This window comes from Variovorax sp. PAMC26660, assembly GCF_014302995.1.
In the GTDB taxonomy this organism is placed as follows: domain Bacteria; phylum Pseudomonadota; class Gammaproteobacteria; order Burkholderiales; family Burkholderiaceae_C; genus Variovorax.
The window spans coordinates 1,360,246-1,374,425 of the sequence record NZ_CP060295.1 but is presented as its reverse complement, the minus strand read 5'-3'; the positions used below and the strand labels follow the sequence as shown (position 1 = coordinate 1,374,425).

The 14,180-nt window shown below is 66.0% G+C and carries 19 protein-coding genes; 15 read left to right on the top strand and 4 right to left on the bottom strand.

What is annotated here, in order from left to right:
• Nucleotides 1-92: 92 nt before the first annotated feature.
• Nucleotides 93-713 (top strand): ParA family protein, encoded by a 621-nt coding sequence (locus H7F35_RS06590; RefSeq protein WP_187112128.1) that lies wholly within the window; start codon nt 93-95, stop codon nt 711-713.
• A gap of 162 nt (nt 714-875) precedes the next feature.
• Complete coding sequence (locus H7F35_RS06585; RefSeq protein WP_187112127.1) at nt 876-1,346, top strand: MaoC family dehydratase; 471 nt, start codon at nt 876-878, stop codon at nt 1,344-1,346.
• Between the two features lie 39 nt (nt 1,347-1,385).
• Here the strand turns inward: H7F35_RS06585 and H7F35_RS06580 are convergent, their stop codons facing one another.
• The 3 genes from H7F35_RS06580 to H7F35_RS06570 form a co-directional block, all read right to left on the bottom strand.
• A complete protein-coding gene (locus tag H7F35_RS06580; protein ID WP_261803546.1) occupies nt 1,386-1,763 on the bottom strand; it encodes a DUF4148 domain-containing protein in 378 nt (125 codons plus the stop codon).
• 66 nt (nt 1,764-1,829) lie between these two features.
• On the bottom strand, nt 1,830-2,291 hold the full coding sequence (gene trmL / locus H7F35_RS06575) for a tRNA (uridine(34)/cytosine(34)/5-carboxymethylaminomethyluridine(34)-2'-O)-methyltransferase TrmL (protein ID WP_187112126.1): 462 nt from the start codon (nt 2,289-2,291) through the stop codon (nt 1,830-1,832).
• 41 nt (nt 2,292-2,332) lie between these two features.
• Nucleotides 2,333-3,058 (bottom strand): ComF family protein, encoded by a 726-nt coding sequence (locus H7F35_RS06570; RefSeq protein ID WP_187112125.1) that lies wholly within the window; start codon nt 3,056-3,058, stop codon nt 2,333-2,335.
• Between the two features lie 23 nt (nt 3,059-3,081).
• Between H7F35_RS06570 and H7F35_RS06565 the strand changes: the two genes are divergently transcribed.
• The 8 genes from H7F35_RS06565 (at nt 3,082) to H7F35_RS06535 (ending at nt 9,577) form a co-directional block, all read left to right on the top strand.
• A complete protein-coding gene (locus H7F35_RS06565; protein WP_187112124.1) occupies nt 3,082-3,996 on the top strand; it encodes a class I SAM-dependent methyltransferase in 915 nt (304 codons plus the stop codon).
• Nucleotides 3,997-4,220: 224 nt separating this feature from the next.
• On the top strand, nt 4,221-4,697 hold the full coding sequence (locus tag H7F35_RS06560) for a DUF2244 domain-containing protein (RefSeq protein ID WP_187112123.1): 477 nt from the start codon (nt 4,221-4,223) through the stop codon (nt 4,695-4,697).
• Nucleotides 4,698-4,757: 60 nt separating this feature from the next.
• The gene (gene coxB, locus H7F35_RS06555) at nt 4,758-5,936 is read left to right on the top strand and encodes a cytochrome c oxidase subunit II (RefSeq protein ID WP_187112122.1); all 1,179 of its coding nucleotides are present in this window, start codon (nt 4,758-4,760) and stop codon (nt 5,934-5,936) included.
• A gap of 43 nt (nt 5,937-5,979) precedes the next feature.
• Complete coding sequence (ctaD, locus tag H7F35_RS06550; RefSeq protein ID WP_187112121.1) at nt 5,980-7,620, top strand: cytochrome c oxidase subunit I; 1,641 nt, start codon at nt 5,980-5,982, stop codon at nt 7,618-7,620.
• A 34-nt stretch (nt 7,621-7,654) separates the two neighbouring features.
• On the top strand, nt 7,655-7,771 hold the full coding sequence (locus tag H7F35_RS34595; protein WP_222622010.1) for a cytochrome oxidase small assembly protein: 117 nt from the start codon (nt 7,655-7,657) through the stop codon (nt 7,769-7,771).
• Between the two features lie 28 nt (nt 7,772-7,799).
• Nucleotides 7,800-8,426, top strand: coding sequence for a cytochrome c oxidase assembly protein (locus tag H7F35_RS06545; RefSeq protein WP_187112120.1), 627 nt, complete (start codon nt 7,800-7,802; stop codon nt 8,424-8,426).
• Nucleotides 8,423-8,632, top strand: coding sequence for a DUF2970 domain-containing protein (locus H7F35_RS06540; RefSeq protein ID WP_187112119.1), 210 nt, complete (start codon nt 8,423-8,425; stop codon nt 8,630-8,632). Before H7F35_RS06545 ends, H7F35_RS06540 begins: the two co-directional genes overlap by 4 nt.
• Nucleotides 8,633-8,695: 63 nt before the next feature.
• On the top strand, nt 8,696-9,577 hold the full coding sequence (locus H7F35_RS06535) for a cytochrome c oxidase subunit 3 (protein WP_187112118.1): 882 nt from the start codon (nt 8,696-8,698) through the stop codon (nt 9,575-9,577).
• 77 nt (nt 9,578-9,654) lie between these two features.
• On the opposite strand, the gene H7F35_RS06530 is transcribed toward H7F35_RS06535, so the two are convergent.
• Nucleotides 9,655-9,885 carry a twin transmembrane helix small protein gene (locus H7F35_RS06530; protein ID WP_187112117.1) on the bottom strand — a complete coding sequence of 77 codons (231 nt, stop codon included), beginning with the start codon at nt 9,883-9,885 and terminating at the stop codon, nt 9,655-9,657.
• Between the two features lie 27 nt (nt 9,886-9,912).
• Between H7F35_RS06530 and H7F35_RS06525 the strand changes: the two genes are divergently transcribed.
• The 5 genes from H7F35_RS06525 to H7F35_RS06505 are packed head-to-tail and all read left to right on the top strand — an operon-like array spanning nt 9,913 to nt 14,177.
• Nucleotides 9,913-10,743 (top strand): SURF1 family protein, encoded by an 831-nt coding sequence (locus H7F35_RS06525; RefSeq protein ID WP_187112116.1) that lies wholly within the window; start codon nt 9,913-9,915, stop codon nt 10,741-10,743.
• Complete coding sequence (locus tag H7F35_RS06520; RefSeq protein WP_187112115.1) at nt 10,730-11,410, top strand: SCO family protein; 681 nt, start codon at nt 10,730-10,732, stop codon at nt 11,408-11,410. The genes H7F35_RS06525 and H7F35_RS06520 overlap by 14 nt, the downstream gene beginning before the upstream one ends.
• Before the next feature lie 7 nt (nt 11,411-11,417).
• Nucleotides 11,418-12,653: a COX15/CtaA family protein gene (locus tag H7F35_RS06515; RefSeq protein WP_187112114.1), complete on the top strand. Its 1,236-nt coding sequence runs from the start codon at nt 11,418-11,420 to the stop codon at nt 12,651-12,653.
• Entirely contained in the window at nt 12,650-13,555 is a 906-nt protein-coding gene (cyoE, locus tag H7F35_RS06510; protein ID WP_187112113.1) for a heme o synthase, read from the top strand. Before H7F35_RS06515 ends, cyoE begins: the two co-directional genes overlap by 4 nt.
• 16 nt (nt 13,556-13,571) lie before the next feature.
• Nucleotides 13,572-14,177: an SCO family protein gene (locus H7F35_RS06505; protein ID WP_187112112.1), complete on the top strand. Its 606-nt coding sequence runs from the start codon at nt 13,572-13,574 to the stop codon at nt 14,175-14,177.
• Nucleotides 14,178-14,180: the final 3 nt, after the last annotated feature.

Below are 14,180 nucleotides of genomic sequence, written 5' to 3'. Positions count from 1 at the left end.
CCGCGAACATTAGCGCAGTCCGGGGCGGTTCGTCGGCCAGATCGGGCGAGGCACTACGATGCTGGCCTGTTCCAGCTCTGGAGGAGATCCCCATGCCGGTGGTTCTGGTCGCCAACCCCAAGGGTGGCGTTGGCAAGTCGACGATTGCGACGAACATCGCGGGCTACTTCGCAAGCCGCGGCCATGCCGTGATGCTGGGCGATGTGGATCGCCAGCAGTCCTCGCGGCTCTGGCTGGGCCTGCGCCCGCCGATGGCGCGGCCCATTTCCACCTGGGAGGCCACGGGCGAAAGCACCGTGGTGCGGCCACCACGCGGCACCACGCACGCGGTGCTGGACACGCCGGCCGGCCTGCACGGCTGGCGCTTCAAGGAGGTGCTGGGGCTGGCCGACCGGGTGATCGTGCCGCTGCAGCCGAGCATCTTCGACATCTACGCCACGCGCGATTTCCTCGACCGGCTGATGGAGCAGCGCCGCGCCGAGAAAACGAAGATCGGCCTCGTGGGCATGCGGGTGAACGCCCGCACGCTGGCGGCCGACCGGCTGCATGAGTTCATCGAAGGCCTGGGCGTGCCGGTGCTGGGCGAGCTGCGCGACACGCAGAACTACGTGCAACTGGCGGCACGCGGACTCACGCTGTTCGACATTGCGCCGGGCCGCGTGCAGCGCGACCTGGAGCAGTGGCAGCCGATTTGCGACTGGCTCGAGAACTGAGGCCCCCCGGCTTTTCACTCCGCTTCGCTGCGTGTAATTCGCCACCCCCCGTGGGGGAGGCGCGGTCGCCTTGGGGCGGCCCGGCGGCGCCCGCAATCCCCTGTTTTCCCTGACTCCGGTTGTCGCAAGCCCGACAGCCGGCCGAACACCCTTGGCACCAGAATGCCTCGCATGACAAAAAAGACATTCCAGACCCTTCAGGATCTCTCCGCCTGCGTCGGCCAGGAAGTCGCCGTGAGCGACTGGATCACCATCACGCAGGAGCAGGTCAACCTGTTCGCCGAGGCGACGGGCGACCACCAGTGGATCCATGTGGATGTGGAGCGGGCCAAGGCCGGTCCCTTCGGCGCACCGATTGCCCACGGCTTTCTGACGCTGTCGCTGCTGCCGCGATTCTTCGAGGCGGCCATCGACGTGGTCGAGTCGCGCATGGGCGTGAACTACGGCATGAACCGGGTGCGCTTCATGTCGCCGGTGCCGGTGGGCAAGCGGCTGCGCGCGCGCATGAAGCTGCTGAGCTCGGAGCCGATTGCCGACGATGGCTTCCAGATGACCTGGGAAACCACCATCGAGCTCGAAGGCGCTGCCAAGCCGGCCTGCGTGGCCGAATCGGTGGCGCGGCGCTACCGCTGAGGCGGCGGGCGCCTTCTTCTTTCTTCTTACATCCGGCTCTTACATCCGGCGGTCGGTCACGTCGCCGTAGGTGGCGGCACCGGCACGCGTGATGCTGAGCGCCCCGGTGCGCACCGCGGCGCGATCGACATTGCCCGTGGTCGCGCGGGCCACGCCGGTGCCGCCATTGCTGACCTGCAATGGCTGGCGTGCATCGGCCTGTACCTGTGTACGCGACAGCGTCGACTGGAAGGGTGCGGGCGGCAGCGGATTCTGTTCACCCTGGAAAGCCTGGGCGCCGGTGCTGAGGGCGAGGGTGGCGAAGGTCGCGAGGGCAATCGACTTGGCGTTCATGTGGAACTCCTTGGGGCAAAGCGTTGAGAGGCCGGATGCCGGACCCGATGCGCTGATCGCATCGCGTGCCTGCATGTCTTCCATACGGCGTGCCGGGCCGATCGGATGTGCCTCTGTCGCCGCAAGGGGCGACTTCTTTGTTTCTTTATGTCAGCCGAAGCCGTTCTGGCGCCAGGCCTCGAACACCGTCACGGCCACCGCGTTCGAGAGATTCAGGCTGCGCTGGCCTTCGCGCATCGGCAGCCGCAGGCGCTGCGGCTCGGCGAAACCGTCGCGCACTGCCGGCGGGAGTCCGCTGGTTTCCGAGCCGAACACCAGCCAGTCGCCAGGCTGGAAGTGCACGTCGTGCACGGCGCGCGTGCCGCGCGTGGTCAGGGCGAACATGCGGTCGGCGGCAGGCCGTTCTGCATCGAGCAGCGCCTGCCAGTCGGCGTGGCGCTTGACCTCGGCGTACTCGTGATAGTCAAGCCCGGCGCGGCGCAGCAGGCGGTCGTCCATCGAAAAGCCGAGCGGCTCGACCAGGTGCAGGGTGCAGCCAGTGTTGGCGGCCAGCCGGATCACGTTGCCGGTGTTGGGCGGAATTTCGGGGTGGACCAGGACGATATGGAACATGCGCCGATTGTCGACGGGCCGAGGCCGTGATTCACGCCGTGTCAGCGGGGCGGGTCGGTGCGGGCCAGCGCGATCGCGGTGATGTGGACCGCGCCGGCCAGCCGCAGGGCTTCGGCCGCTGTGAACAGCGAGGCGCCGCTGGTCATCACGTCGTCGACCAGCACGATGCGCCGGCCTCGTACCTTGTCCGCGCGCAGGGGCTCCACGGCAAAGGCGCCGCGCAGATTGCGCAGGCGTTCTGCACGCGCCAGGCCGCTCTGGGCCGGCGTTTCGCGCGTGCGCAGCAGCAAGGTGGCATCGGTCTTGGCGGGGGACAGGCGCCGCGCCAGTTCGTGCGCCTGGTTGAAGCCGCGCTCGCGCAGCCGACCGGGCGCCAGCGGCATCGGCAGCACGATGTCGCACTGCTCCAGCGCGGGCTCCACCCAGGGCGCGCTGCGCAGTAGCGTGGCGAGCGGGCCGGCCCATCCTGCGTCGCCATCGAACTTGAAGCGGGCGATGCAGTCCGGCCAGGGCCATGCGTAGGTGCAGGCGGTCAGGCAGACGTCCAGTGGCGGCGGGTGGCGCAGGCATTCGCCGCATCGGGTCACGCCCTCGGGCACCGGCAGGGCGCAGCCGCTGCAACGCGCCATCGGCGGGGCGAAGCGCGCCACGCAGGCATCGCACACAGGCTGCGAGGGCCATGCGCGGCAGACTTCGCACTGGCTGGGCAGCCGTGCGAGCAGCGAAGTGAAAGGCCGGAATGGCCTCAAGGCCTGATGGCTGAACATGGGCTCAATATACTCACGGCCCCATGGCCACCGACCCCGCAAGAAGACCGCCGACCATCGACCCAACGGCGGCAGCCCGCTGGCGTCGGCTCGCGCCCGCCGATGGCTCGCCCTGGCTGCACGAGGAAATCGGCCGCCGGATGGAAGACCGGCTGCAATGGATCAAGGCCCAGCCCAGCTCATGGGCCGATTGGGCTCCGCTGCGCGGCGGGCTCGAGGCGCATGAACTGGTGGCCAAGCGCTATCGCGACGCAGCCTCCTTCGTGATCGAACCCGAGCCGGCGCTGGCCGCCGCGACCGGCGAAGCGCTGGCCGCCCCTTGGTGGAGCGCGCGCCGCTGGCAAGGCGGCAAGGCGCGCTTCGATGCGCCGCCCGAAGAGGGCGTCGACCTGCTCTGGGCCAACATGTCGCTGCACATGGCGGCCGACCCTGAGGCGCTGATCTCGCAATGGCACCGGCTGGTGGCGACCGACGGCTTCCTGATGTTCTCCTGCCTCGGGCCCGACACCGTGCGCGAGTTGCGCGCGCTGCATGCCCGGCTGGGCTGGCCCGCTGCGGGCCACGAGTACACCGACATGCACGACTGGGGCGACATGCTGGTGCACGCGGGCTTCGCCGAGCCGGTGATGGACATGGAGCGCATCGTATTGACCTGGGCCACACCCGAGGCGGCGCTGGCCGAGCTGCGCACGCTCGGGCGCAACCTGCATCCGGCGCGCTTCGGCGCGTTGCGTGGCAAGACGTGGCACAAGGCGCTGAAGACGGCGCTGCCCGAACTCGCGCCCGCCGAGGGTGCTGCGGGCCACATCGCACTGACCTTCGAGGTCATCTACGGCCATGCCTTCAAGCCGACGCCGCGCGTGTCGTTGTCGGCCGAAAGCGCGGTGTCGTTGCGCGAGATGCGATCGATGCTTCAACGGGGTCGTCCGGGCGCGTGATCGGCTGTTGATTGCGTGGCAAAAACGCCTGACGCACGGGCTGTTTTTTGCCTACTAGTAGTGACCCGTAGGCGTCCCATGCGGCACTCGGGTGCAGATATCTACCCGCTACAATCCGCCGTTGCGTGAAACTCGCGGGTATTGTCCCGCGATCGAGGGGTGTCGGATCCTGTTTGTACGAGGGGTTTGGCGGCCATCGACGCTCCGATTTGCTGAACTCGCCCGTGTCGAATTCCGTGTTTCGATTTGCCACCGTTTCAGGCCAGAGCATCCACTGGTTCCTGAAGCGCAATTGCTCGGTGACGCCGAGCCAGCTTGCCTGGCTCTATGCCTCGCTGTGCGTGGTATCGCTCGGCACAGGCACGGTGTTCTGGCTGCACGGTGCGCCGCTGGTGCTGCCATTTGCCTGGCTCGAACTGGCCGCTGTCGGGTTTGCGTTCATGGTGTACGCACGGCACGCGACCGATGGCGAGAAGATCGCGCTGCAGGGTGGGCGACTTGTCGTGGAGCTCGAGAACGGTGGGCACTACGAACGCACGGAATTTCTTCCGCACCAGGTGCGGATCGAACCGCAGACCGGCGATCGCTCGCTGATCGAGGTCTCGGGACAGGGTCGATCGGTCAGGGTAGGGCGCTATGTACGCCCGGAGTTGCGAGCGGCGTTGGCCCGCGAGATTCGAATGGCGTTGCGCGGCGCCTGAGGGGGCTCGCGCAGTGCTGCACGGTTGGGTTTGTCGAAAAATTGAAGAAACGTGAACACGATGAAGAGCATTTGGCGCAATAAGTACAGGCCGGCGAATCTGTTGCTGGCGGCCGGCGCGGCGTTCAGCAGCGCGGCGCACGCAGTCAACGATCTGCCCGGCGGCCCTTCGGTGCGCCAGCTGAATCTTCCGGTCGGTGTGACCAAGATCGCGCAGGAACAGCATTTCCTGCACACGGTCATGATGATTCTGTGCACGGTCATCTTCGTCTCCGTGTTCGCGGTCATGTTCTATTCGATCTGGAAGCACCGCAAGTCGGTCGGCCACAAGGCGGCCAACTTCCATGAATCGGTGGTGGTCGAGGTCATCTGGACCATCGTGCCTTTCCTCATCGTGATCGTGATGGCGCTGCCCGCCACCAAGGTGCTGGTGGCCCAGAAGGACACCACCAACGCCGACCTCACGATCAAGACCACGGGCTACCAGTGGAAGTGGGGCTACGACTACCTGAACGGCGAAGGCGAGGGCCTGGCCTTCATCTCCACGCTCGACAGCTCGCAGCGCGCGATGTCCGATGCAGGCGCCAAGGGCGTGATGCCCGACGACTACCTGCTCAAGGTCGACTACCCGCTGGTGGTGCCGGTCAACAAGAAGATCCGCATCATCACCACCGCCAACGACGTGATCCACGCGTTCGCCGTGCCGCAACTGGGCCTCAAGCAGGACGCGATTCCCGGCTTCGTGCGCGACACCTGGTTCCGTGCCGAGACCATCGGCGATTACTACGGCCAGTGCCAGGAACTGTGCGGCAAGGAACACGCCTACATGCCGATCCACGTGAAGGTGGTTTCGGCCGGTGACTACACGGCCTGGGTGGCCGACCAGCGCAAGGTCGCCGCCGCCAAGCTCGACGACCCGACCAAGGTCTGGACGCTGCCCGACATGCTGGTTCGCGGCGAGAAGGTCTATGCCTCCAATTGCGCCGCCTGCCACCAGGCCAACGGCAAGGGCGCGGGCCCGATCAAGGCGCTCGACGGCGATCCGAAGGTGCTCGACGCCGATCACTCGGTGCAATTGCACGTGCTGCTCAACGGCCAGAACAACGGCGCGATGCCGTCCTGGAAACAACTGAGCGATACCGACCTCGCGGCAGTGGCCACGTACACCAAGAACAGCTGGTCGAACAAGACGGGCCAGCTGGTGCAGCCGGCCGAAGTGCTTGCCCTGCGCGGCAAGTGACCCGGCAGCGCCCCGCGAAGAAGAAATTGCAAGGAACAACGAAATGAGTGCAGTCCTCGACCCCCACGGTCACGCCCCCGGCGACCACGCACACGACGGCCACGACGAGCATCACGGGGCGCCCACCGGCTGGCGCCGCTGGGTCTTCGCGACCAACCACAAGGACATCGGCACGCTCTACCTGCTGTTCAGCTTCACGATGCTGATGGTGGGCGGTGTGCTCGCGCTGCTGATCCGCGCCGAGCTGTTCCAGCCCGGCCTGCAACTGGTGAACCCCGAACTGTTCAACCAGTTCACCACCATGCACGGCCTGATCATGGTGTTCGGCGCCATCATGCCGGCCTTCGTGGGCTTCGCGAACTGGATGATCCCGCTGCAGGTGGGCGCCTCCGACATGGCGTTCGCGCGCATGAACAACTTCAGCTTCTGGCTGCTGATTCCCGCGGCGTTGATGCTGGTCGGTTCGTTCTTCATGCCCGGCGGCGCACCCGCTGCAGGCTGGACGCTCTACGCGCCGCTCACGCTGCAGATGGGCCCCTCGATGGACGCCGGCATCTTCGCGATGCACATCATGGGCGCCTCGTCGATCATGGGTTCGATCAACATCATCGTGACCATCCTGAACATGCGCGCCCCCGGCATGACGCTGATGAAGATGCCGATGTTCTGCTGGACCTGGCTCATCACCGCCTACCTGCTGATCGCCGTGATGCCCGTGCTCGCAGGCGCCATCACGATGACGCTGACCGACCGCCACTTCGGCACCAGCTTCTTCAACCCCGCCGGTGGCGGCGACCCGGTGATGTACCAGCACATCTTCTGGTTCTTCGGCCACCCCGAGGTTTACATCATGATCTTGCCGGCCTTCGGCATCATCAGCCAGGTGGTGCCGGCCTTTGCCCGCAAACGCCTGTTCGGCTACGCCTCGATGGTGTACGCCACCTCGTCGATTGCCATCCTGTCGTTCATCGTGTGGGCGCACCACATGTTCACGACCGGCATGCCGCTCACCGGCCAGCTGTTCTTCATGTACGCGACGATGCTGATCGCGGTGCCCACGGCCGTGAAGATCTTCAACTGGATCGCGACGATGTGGCAGGGCTCGATGACCTTCGAGACGCCCATGCTGTTCGCGGTCGGCTTCATCTTCGTGTTCACGATGGGCGGCTTCACCGGCCTGATCCTCGCAGTCGCGCCGATCGACACGCAACTGCAGGACACGTACTACGTGGTGGCCCACTTCCACTACGTGCTGGTGGCAGGCTCGCTGTTCGCCATGTTCTCGGGCTTCTACTACTGGGTGCCCAAGTGGACCGGCGTGATGTACAACGAAACGCGCGGCAAGGTTCACTTCTGGTGGTCGTTGATCTCGTTCAACGTCACCTTCTTCCCGATGCACTTCCTGGGCCTGGCCGGCATGCCGCGACGCTATGCCGACTACCCGATGCAGTTTGCCGACTTCAACGCCGTGGCGTCTGTCGGTGCCTTCTTCTTCGGTTTCGCCCAGGTCTACTTCTTCCTGTTCGTCGTGTTGCCGACCATGCGCGGCAAGGGCGAGAAGGCTGCACAAAAGCCATGGGAAGGCGCCGAAGGCCTCGAATGGGAAGTGCCTTCGCCCGCACCGTTCCACACCTTCGAGAACCCGCCCAAGCTGGACATCACCGCCACCAAGGTGATCGGTTGATCGGCAGCCAGCCAAGCCAAGCGACCGCACGACGATGACCACGCCTGAGCAAAGAAAGAACAACCGACGCATGGGGCTCACGCTGGCTTCCATCGCGGTGATCTTCTTCATCGGTTTCATCGTCCGCATGGTCTTCTTCGGCGGTCGTTGACCGCCGGCAACCGAACGGGAGCAGCAGCATGAGTCTCGGTCAACGCATCCAGCGCGCCAACGTCCGCATGGTCGGCAAGCTGGCCATCGTGGCCTGCGGCATGTTCGCCTTCGGCTATGCGCTGGTGCCGATGTACCGCGCCATCTGCGAGATGACGGGCATCAACATCCTGGCGCTCTCCGAGCTCGAGGTGCCCGGCGGCGCCAGCGGCGGCAAGAACGTGCGTGTGCCCGACAACACGCAGGTCGACATGAGCCGCACCATCACGGTCGAGTTCGACTCGAACGTGCGCGGCGGCCTCTGGGACTTCAAGCCCGCGGAGCGGACCATCGAAGTGCATCCGGGCCAGCTCAACACGGTGATGTACGAGTTCCAGAACGTGCAGAACCGCCGCATGGCCGCGCAGGCCATTCCGAGCTACGCGCCGCAGCAGGCGGCGCCCTACTTCAACAAGCTCGAGTGCTTTTGCTTCAACCAGTACACGCTCGATCCGGGCGAGAAGAAGCAGTGGCCGGTCGCATTCGTGATCGACCCCAAGATTTCCAAGGACGTGAAGACCATCACCCTGTCGTACACCTTCTTCGAGGTGGGCGGCAAGACGCCGCCGGCGCCGGTGGCGGCCAACTCGAATGCCGTCAATGAGCCGCGCTCGTGACCGTTCCTTCAGGCAAGCCGAAGGCTTCGCTGTGGGACACGGTGAAGGCGGTGGGGTGGTCGTTCTTCGGCGTTCGCAAGAACAGCGCCTACCAGGAAGACCTGGGCAAGCTGAACCCGCTGCACATCATTGCGGTGGCGTTCGTGGCCGTGATCGTCTTCGTGGTGGGGCTGGTGCTGCTGGTGCGCCTTGTGGTCGCGGCCTGACGAAGATACCCACGCTAGCCAGAATCCATTGAATCGAGAGAAGAAAGAAAGCCAGGAGCTGATATGAGTTCAACCACCCACGGCACCACGCCCTACTACTTCGTGCCCGGACCATCGGCCTATCCGGTCATGGCTGCGACCGGCCTGTTCTTCGTCATCCTCGGCGCGGCGCAATGGATCAACGGGCACGCGTGGGGCTCCTGGTCCCTGCTGGCCGGCATGATGGTCTGGCTCGGCACGCTCTTCGTGTGGTTCCGCGCCGCCATCGGCGAAAGCGAGACCGGGCAGTACGGCCACAAGGTCGACCTCTCGTTCCGCTGGAGCATGAGCTGGTTCATCTTCTCCGAGGTGATGTTCTTCGGCGCCTTCTTCACGGCGCTGTGGTGGGCCCGCACCCATGCGCTGCCGACGCTCGGCAGCCTGGACAACGCGATCCTCTGGCCCGACTTCAAGGCCGTGTGGCCCAGCGTGGCCGCTGGTGCCACTGGTTCGCCGGCCGGCATCGTCGAGCCCTTCCAGACAGTCGGCCCGTTCTGGCTGCCCACGATCAACACTGCGCTGCTGCTCAGCTCGGGCGTGACGCTCACCATTGCCCACCACGCGCTGCGTGCCGGCCACCGCGCACAAACGATCCGCTTCATGTGGCTCACCGTGCTGCTCGGCATCGTCTTCCTGGGCGTGCAGGGTTATGAATACCACCACCTGTACACCGAACTGAACCTCAAGCTCAGCTCGGGCACCTATGGTTCGACCTTCTTCATGCTGACCGGCTTCCACGGCCTGCACGTGTTCATCGGCATGCTGATGCTGCTGTTCATCACGCTGCGGCTGCAGAAGGGCCACTTCACGCCCGAACGCCACTTCGGCTTCGAGGGTGCGGCCTGGTACTGGCACTTCGTGGACGTGGTCTGGCTCGGCCTTTACATGCTGGTCTATTGGCTTTGAGCGAAGAACCTCTCGGCATTCCACAAAAAAGGCGCCGCAAGGCGCCTTTTTCATGGTTCTCCTGGAACGAGCACCACCTACTTGCCGAGCGGGAGCCCGGTGGGCTGGATGTAGCCGAGTTTCCAGGCGAGCAGCATGCAGAGGAACAAAAAGACCGAGAGGCCGATCCGAAAGGTGAGCGCTCGCGCCATGCCACCGCTTTTGGCGCGCCCGTCGCGCCCGTCCTTCAGCATGAAGAACAGTGCAAAGGCGAGGCTCGCGAAGATGCCCACGAACACCAGGGCAACGAAATATTTCATGACCCGCATTATCGGCCGCACGCCCCTTTCCCTCCAGTGACTCCTGAACCCCTGTACCCCGAAGAACGCCGCCGTCCTGGCCGCTTCTGGCTGATCACCATCGCGGCCGTGCTGACGCTTGCCGCCACCGTTTCGCTCGGCCGCTGGCAGCTGTCGCGCGCCGCGCAAAAAGAAGCGCTGCAGGCCGACATCGACGCCCAGAAGCAGAAGCCGGCGCTGACCCAGGCTGAATTCCTCGCGCTCGAAAAACCCTCCGACGCGCTGCACCGGCCCGTGCGCCTGCGTGGCCTGTGGCTGCCGACGCAGAGCGTCTACCTGGACAACCGCCAGATGCACGGCGTGCCCGGCTTCTATGTGCTGACGCCGTTCGCCCTCGAAGGCAGCGAGCAGGCGGTGATGGTGCAGCGCGGCTGGGTGCAGCGCAATTTCGTCGATCGCACGAAGCTGGGCGAGGTCGAGACGCCAGCGGGCATCGTCGAGGTCACCGGGCTGATCGAGCCGCCACCGGGCCATCTGCTCGAACTGGGAACGCCGGCACCGGCCGCCGCTGCGTCGGCTCCCGCCGCGGGGGCCTCGGCACCGGCCGCCGAAGGGGTTTCGTCCATCCGGCAAAATCTCGACTTGGAGGCCTTCCGTGCCGAGACCAAGCTGCCGCTGCGAACCGATGTGTCGCTGCAGCAGACCGGGCCGGCCTCCGAGGGCCTGCAGCGCGACTGGCCGGCCCCGGCGCTGGGCTTGGAGAGGCACTACGGTTACGCATTCCAGTGGTTCGGCCTTTCGGCCCTCGTCGTCATCCTCTATGTCTGGTTCCAATTCATCACCCCCTTCCGCCGCTCAAGGCGCCGCGCACGCGATGGCCGCTTCTGACGAGCCGCTGGGCCTGACGGTGCACTCGATGCCGTCGCCCAGCCAGGCGCTCGACGGTTCGGAGGGACGGCGCACGCTGAACGGGCGCTGGAAGATGGTCGCCGTGATGCTGATGTGCGCGGCTCCCGTCATCGCCTCGTACTTCACCTACTACGTGATCCGGCCTGAAGGTCGCAGCGTGTATGGCGAGCTGATCGATCCGCAGCGCGAACTGCCCAAGCTGACTGCCACCGATCGCGATGGTGCGCCGGTCGACATCGCCACGCTCAAGGGCCAGTGGCTGCTGGTCGCGGTGGCCGATGCGAGCTGTGATGCGCTGTGCGAGCAGCAGCTCTACCTTCAACGCCAACTGCGCGAAAGCCTGGGCCGCGAAAAAGACCGCATGGACCGCGTCTGGCTCGTGAGCGATGCCGCGCCCGTGCCCGAGCGCCTGAACAACGGCCTGCATGGCGCCACCGTGCTGCGCGTGCCGACCGACCAGTTGGCCAAGTGGCTGGCGCCGGTTTCGGGCCACACGCTGGCCGAGCACCTCTTCGTGGTCGACCCGATGGGCAACTGGATGATGCGTTTCCCGGCCCGCATGGACGCCGCAGGCGCCAGCCGCGCCAAGCGCGACATCGACCGCCTGCTGCGCGCCTCGGCCTCGTGGGACGAGCCCGGCCGCTGATTTCCCCATGGACACGAGCTCCCTCTACGATCTGACGCCGATCGCCTGGCTCATGGCCGCCGGCATCCTGATCGCGCTCGGGCCGCTGGTCTGGGTGTGGCGCCGCAACGCGGGCGCCGGCCCGGCGCGGCGGCTGCATGCGCTGACTGTGCTCACGCTGTTCCTCACGTTCGACCTCACGCTGTTCGGCGCCTTCACCCGTCTCACCGATTCGGGTCTTGGTTGTCCCGATTGGCCCGGCTGCTACGGCAACGCCAGCCCAGCCGGCGCACGCCACGAGATCGCGATGGCGCAGGCAGCCCAGCCGACCGGCCCCGTCACGCACGGCAAGGCGTGGGTCGAGATGGTTCACCGCTACCTGGCGACCGGCGTTGGCGTCTTGATCCTTGTGCTGGCCGTGGCCACATGGCTGGTGCGCTGGTGGCCTTCCATCGGGCCCAAGGCCGGCAACGCACCGCAGCCTCCACCTGTCATCGCACAAGCCGTGCTGAACCCCTGGTGGCCGACAGCGACGCTTGTTGGCGTGAGCTTGCAGGGCGCATTCGGCGCGCTGACCGTCACCTGGAAACTGTTCCCGGCCATCGTCACCACGCATTTGATGGGCGCCATCGTGTTGCTGGCGCTGCTGTGCATCCAAGCGGTGCGCTACAAGCAGAGCGCGACGCAGCGGCTGCCCACTGCCGTGTCGCCTGCACTGCGCACCGGACTGATCTTCACCACCGTCCTGCTCGTGCTGCAGATCGCCCTGGGCGGCTGGGTCAGCACCAACTACGCGGTGCTGGCCTGCACGCAGTTCCCGACCTGCCAGAACAGCTGGTGGCCGCCGATGAATTTCGCGCAGGGCTTCGAGATCTGGCGTCACCTGGGCGTGACTGGCGACGGCCAGCCGCTCGATTTTTCTGCGCTCACGGCCATTCATTACGCGCATCGGCTGATGGCCTATGCAGTGTTCGTGGCGCTGGGCGTGCTGGCCTGGCGCATGCGTCGCATCGAGCCGCTGCGCTCGCAGGCGCATTGGCTTGCCGGACTCGCGTTGCTGCAACTCGCCACGGGCCTGGGCAACGTGCTGCTCGGCTGGCCGCTGGCCGCGGCCGTGCTGCACACCGGCGGCGCCGCGGCGCTCGCCGTGGTGCTGACCTGGGCGCTGTGCGAAAGCCGCCGCGAAGCCGCATCCACAACCGTGGCTCTGCGCGCCGACGACAATGCACGCGCGCCCCATAACCCGAAGAAAGCCACCGCGTGAGCACCCCGATCCCCGTTCAGCACACCAGCACCGCCAACGTGCTGCGCCAGTTCTACGCGCTGACCAAGCCGCGCGTGGTGCAGCTGATCGTGTTCTGCGCGTTGATTGGCATGGTGCTGGCGGTTCCCGGGCTGCCCTCGTGGGCCGACGTGCAGCGCGGCGTGCTGGCCTGTATCGGCATCTGGCTGGTGGCGGGTGCGGCGGCGGCGTTCAACTGCCTGGTCGAGAAGGGCATCGACGCCAAGATGAAGCGCACCGCCTGGCGCCCCACGGCGCGCGGCCAGCTCAGCGACATGCAGGCGCTGGCGTTCTCGGCGCTGCTGTGCGTGGCCGGCTCGGCGCTGTTGTGGTTCACGGTCAACCCGCTCACGATGTGGCTGACCTTCGCCACCTTCGTCGGTTACGCGGTGGTCTACACCGTGATCCTCAAGCCGCTGACGCCGCAGAACATCGTGATCGGCGGCGCCTCGGGCGCGATGCCGCCCGTGCTGGGCTGGGCCGCGATGACCGGTGACGTCGGCCCCGAGGCGCTGATCCTGTTCCTCATCATCTTCCTGTGGACCCCGCCGCACTTCTGGGCGCTGGCGCTCTACCGCGTCGAGGACTACCGCAAGGCCGGCCTGCCGATGCTGCCCGTCACGCACGGCAACGAGTTCACGCGGCTGCAGGTACTGCTCTACACCTTCATTTTGTTCGCGGCCTGCCTCATGCCTTTCATCTACGGCATGAGCGGCTGGCTGTACCTTGCGGTGGCCATCGCCGTGAGCATCGGCTTCACCGGCTACGCCTTCGCACTCTGGCGCAACTACTCCGACGCGTTGGCACGCAAGACCTTCCGGTTTTCGCTGATCCACCTGAGCGTGCTGTTCCTGGCGCTGCTCGTCGACCACTACCTTCATTGAATTGAACACCGCTCCCATGAAAAAGCGAAACGCTCTCAAATTGATCGCTGCAAGTGTGGGCGTGGCGGCTCTGGGCGTAGGGCTTTCGGCCTGTGGCGAGACCAAGCAGAACTTCAATGCGGTCGACATCACGGGTGCCGACTACGCCAAGGGCTTCTCGCTGAAGGACGCCGACGGCAAGGTCCGCACCATGGCCGACTTCAAGGGCAAGGTGGTCGTGCTGTTCTTCGGCTACGCGCAGTGCCCCGACGTCTGCCCGACCACCATGACCGAAATGGCGCAGGTCAAGCAGCAGCTCGGCAAGGATGGCGACAAGCTGCAGGTGCTGTTTCTCACCGTCGATCCGGCGCGCGACACGCCCGAAGTGCTGAAGGCCTACATGGGCGCGTTCGACCCGAGCTTCGTGGCGCTCATTCCCACACCAGAGGAACTCGCCGCGGTCGCGAAGGACTTCAAGGTCTATTACAAGAAGGTCGACGGCAAGACACCGACCAGCTACTCGATGGACCACTCGGCCGCGAGCTACGTTTACGACACGCAGGGCCGGCTGCGGCTCTACGCGCGCTATGGCGCGGGCGTGCCGACCATGGTGTCGGACGTGAAGGCGCTGCTCGCTTCCTGAGAG

What these genes read in the sequence shown, in the direction of transcription:
- H7F35_RS06590 (WP_187112128.1), top strand. Translation starts at nt 93, where the DNA reads ATGCCGGTGGTTCTGGTCGCCAACCCCAAGGGTGGCGTTGGCAAGTCG.
- H7F35_RS06570 (WP_187112125.1), bottom strand. Translation starts at nt 3,058, where the DNA reads ATGTTCAGCCATCAGGCCTTGAGGCCATTCCGGCCTTTCACTTCGCTG.
- H7F35_RS06585 (WP_187112127.1), top strand. Translation starts at nt 876, where the DNA reads ATGCCTCGCATGACAAAAAAGACATTCCAGACCCTTCAGGATCTCTCC.
- H7F35_RS06515 (WP_187112114.1), top strand. Translation starts at nt 11,418, where the DNA reads ATGGACACGAGCTCCCTCTACGATCTGACGCCGATCGCCTGGCTCATG.
- trmL (WP_187112126.1), bottom strand. Translation starts at nt 2,291, where the DNA reads ATGTTCCATATCGTCCTGGTCCACCCCGAAATTCCGCCCAACACCGGC.
- H7F35_RS06565 (WP_187112124.1), top strand. Translation starts at nt 3,082, where the DNA reads ATGGCCACCGACCCCGCAAGAAGACCGCCGACCATCGACCCAACGGCG.
- H7F35_RS06505 (WP_187112112.1), top strand. Translation starts at nt 13,572, where the DNA reads ATGAAAAAGCGAAACGCTCTCAAATTGATCGCTGCAAGTGTGGGCGTG.
- H7F35_RS06545 (WP_187112120.1), top strand. Translation starts at nt 7,800, where the DNA reads ATGAGTCTCGGTCAACGCATCCAGCGCGCCAACGTCCGCATGGTCGGC.
- H7F35_RS34595 (WP_222622010.1), top strand. Translation starts at nt 7,655, where the DNA reads ATGACCACGCCTGAGCAAAGAAAGAACAACCGACGCATGGGGCTCACG.
- ctaD (WP_187112121.1), top strand. Translation starts at nt 5,980, where the DNA reads ATGAGTGCAGTCCTCGACCCCCACGGTCACGCCCCCGGCGACCACGCA.
- H7F35_RS06520 (WP_187112115.1), top strand. Translation starts at nt 10,730, where the DNA reads ATGGCCGCTTCTGACGAGCCGCTGGGCCTGACGGTGCACTCGATGCCG.
- H7F35_RS06535 (WP_187112118.1), top strand. Translation starts at nt 8,696, where the DNA reads ATGAGTTCAACCACCCACGGCACCACGCCCTACTACTTCGTGCCCGGA.
- H7F35_RS06530 (WP_187112117.1), bottom strand. Translation starts at nt 9,885, where the DNA reads ATGCGGGTCATGAAATATTTCGTTGCCCTGGTGTTCGTGGGCATCTTC.
- coxB (WP_187112122.1), top strand. Translation starts at nt 4,758, where the DNA reads ATGAAGAGCATTTGGCGCAATAAGTACAGGCCGGCGAATCTGTTGCTG.
- H7F35_RS06580 (WP_261803546.1), bottom strand. Translation starts at nt 1,763, where the DNA reads ATGGAAGACATGCAGGCACGCGATGCGATCAGCGCATCGGGTCCGGCA.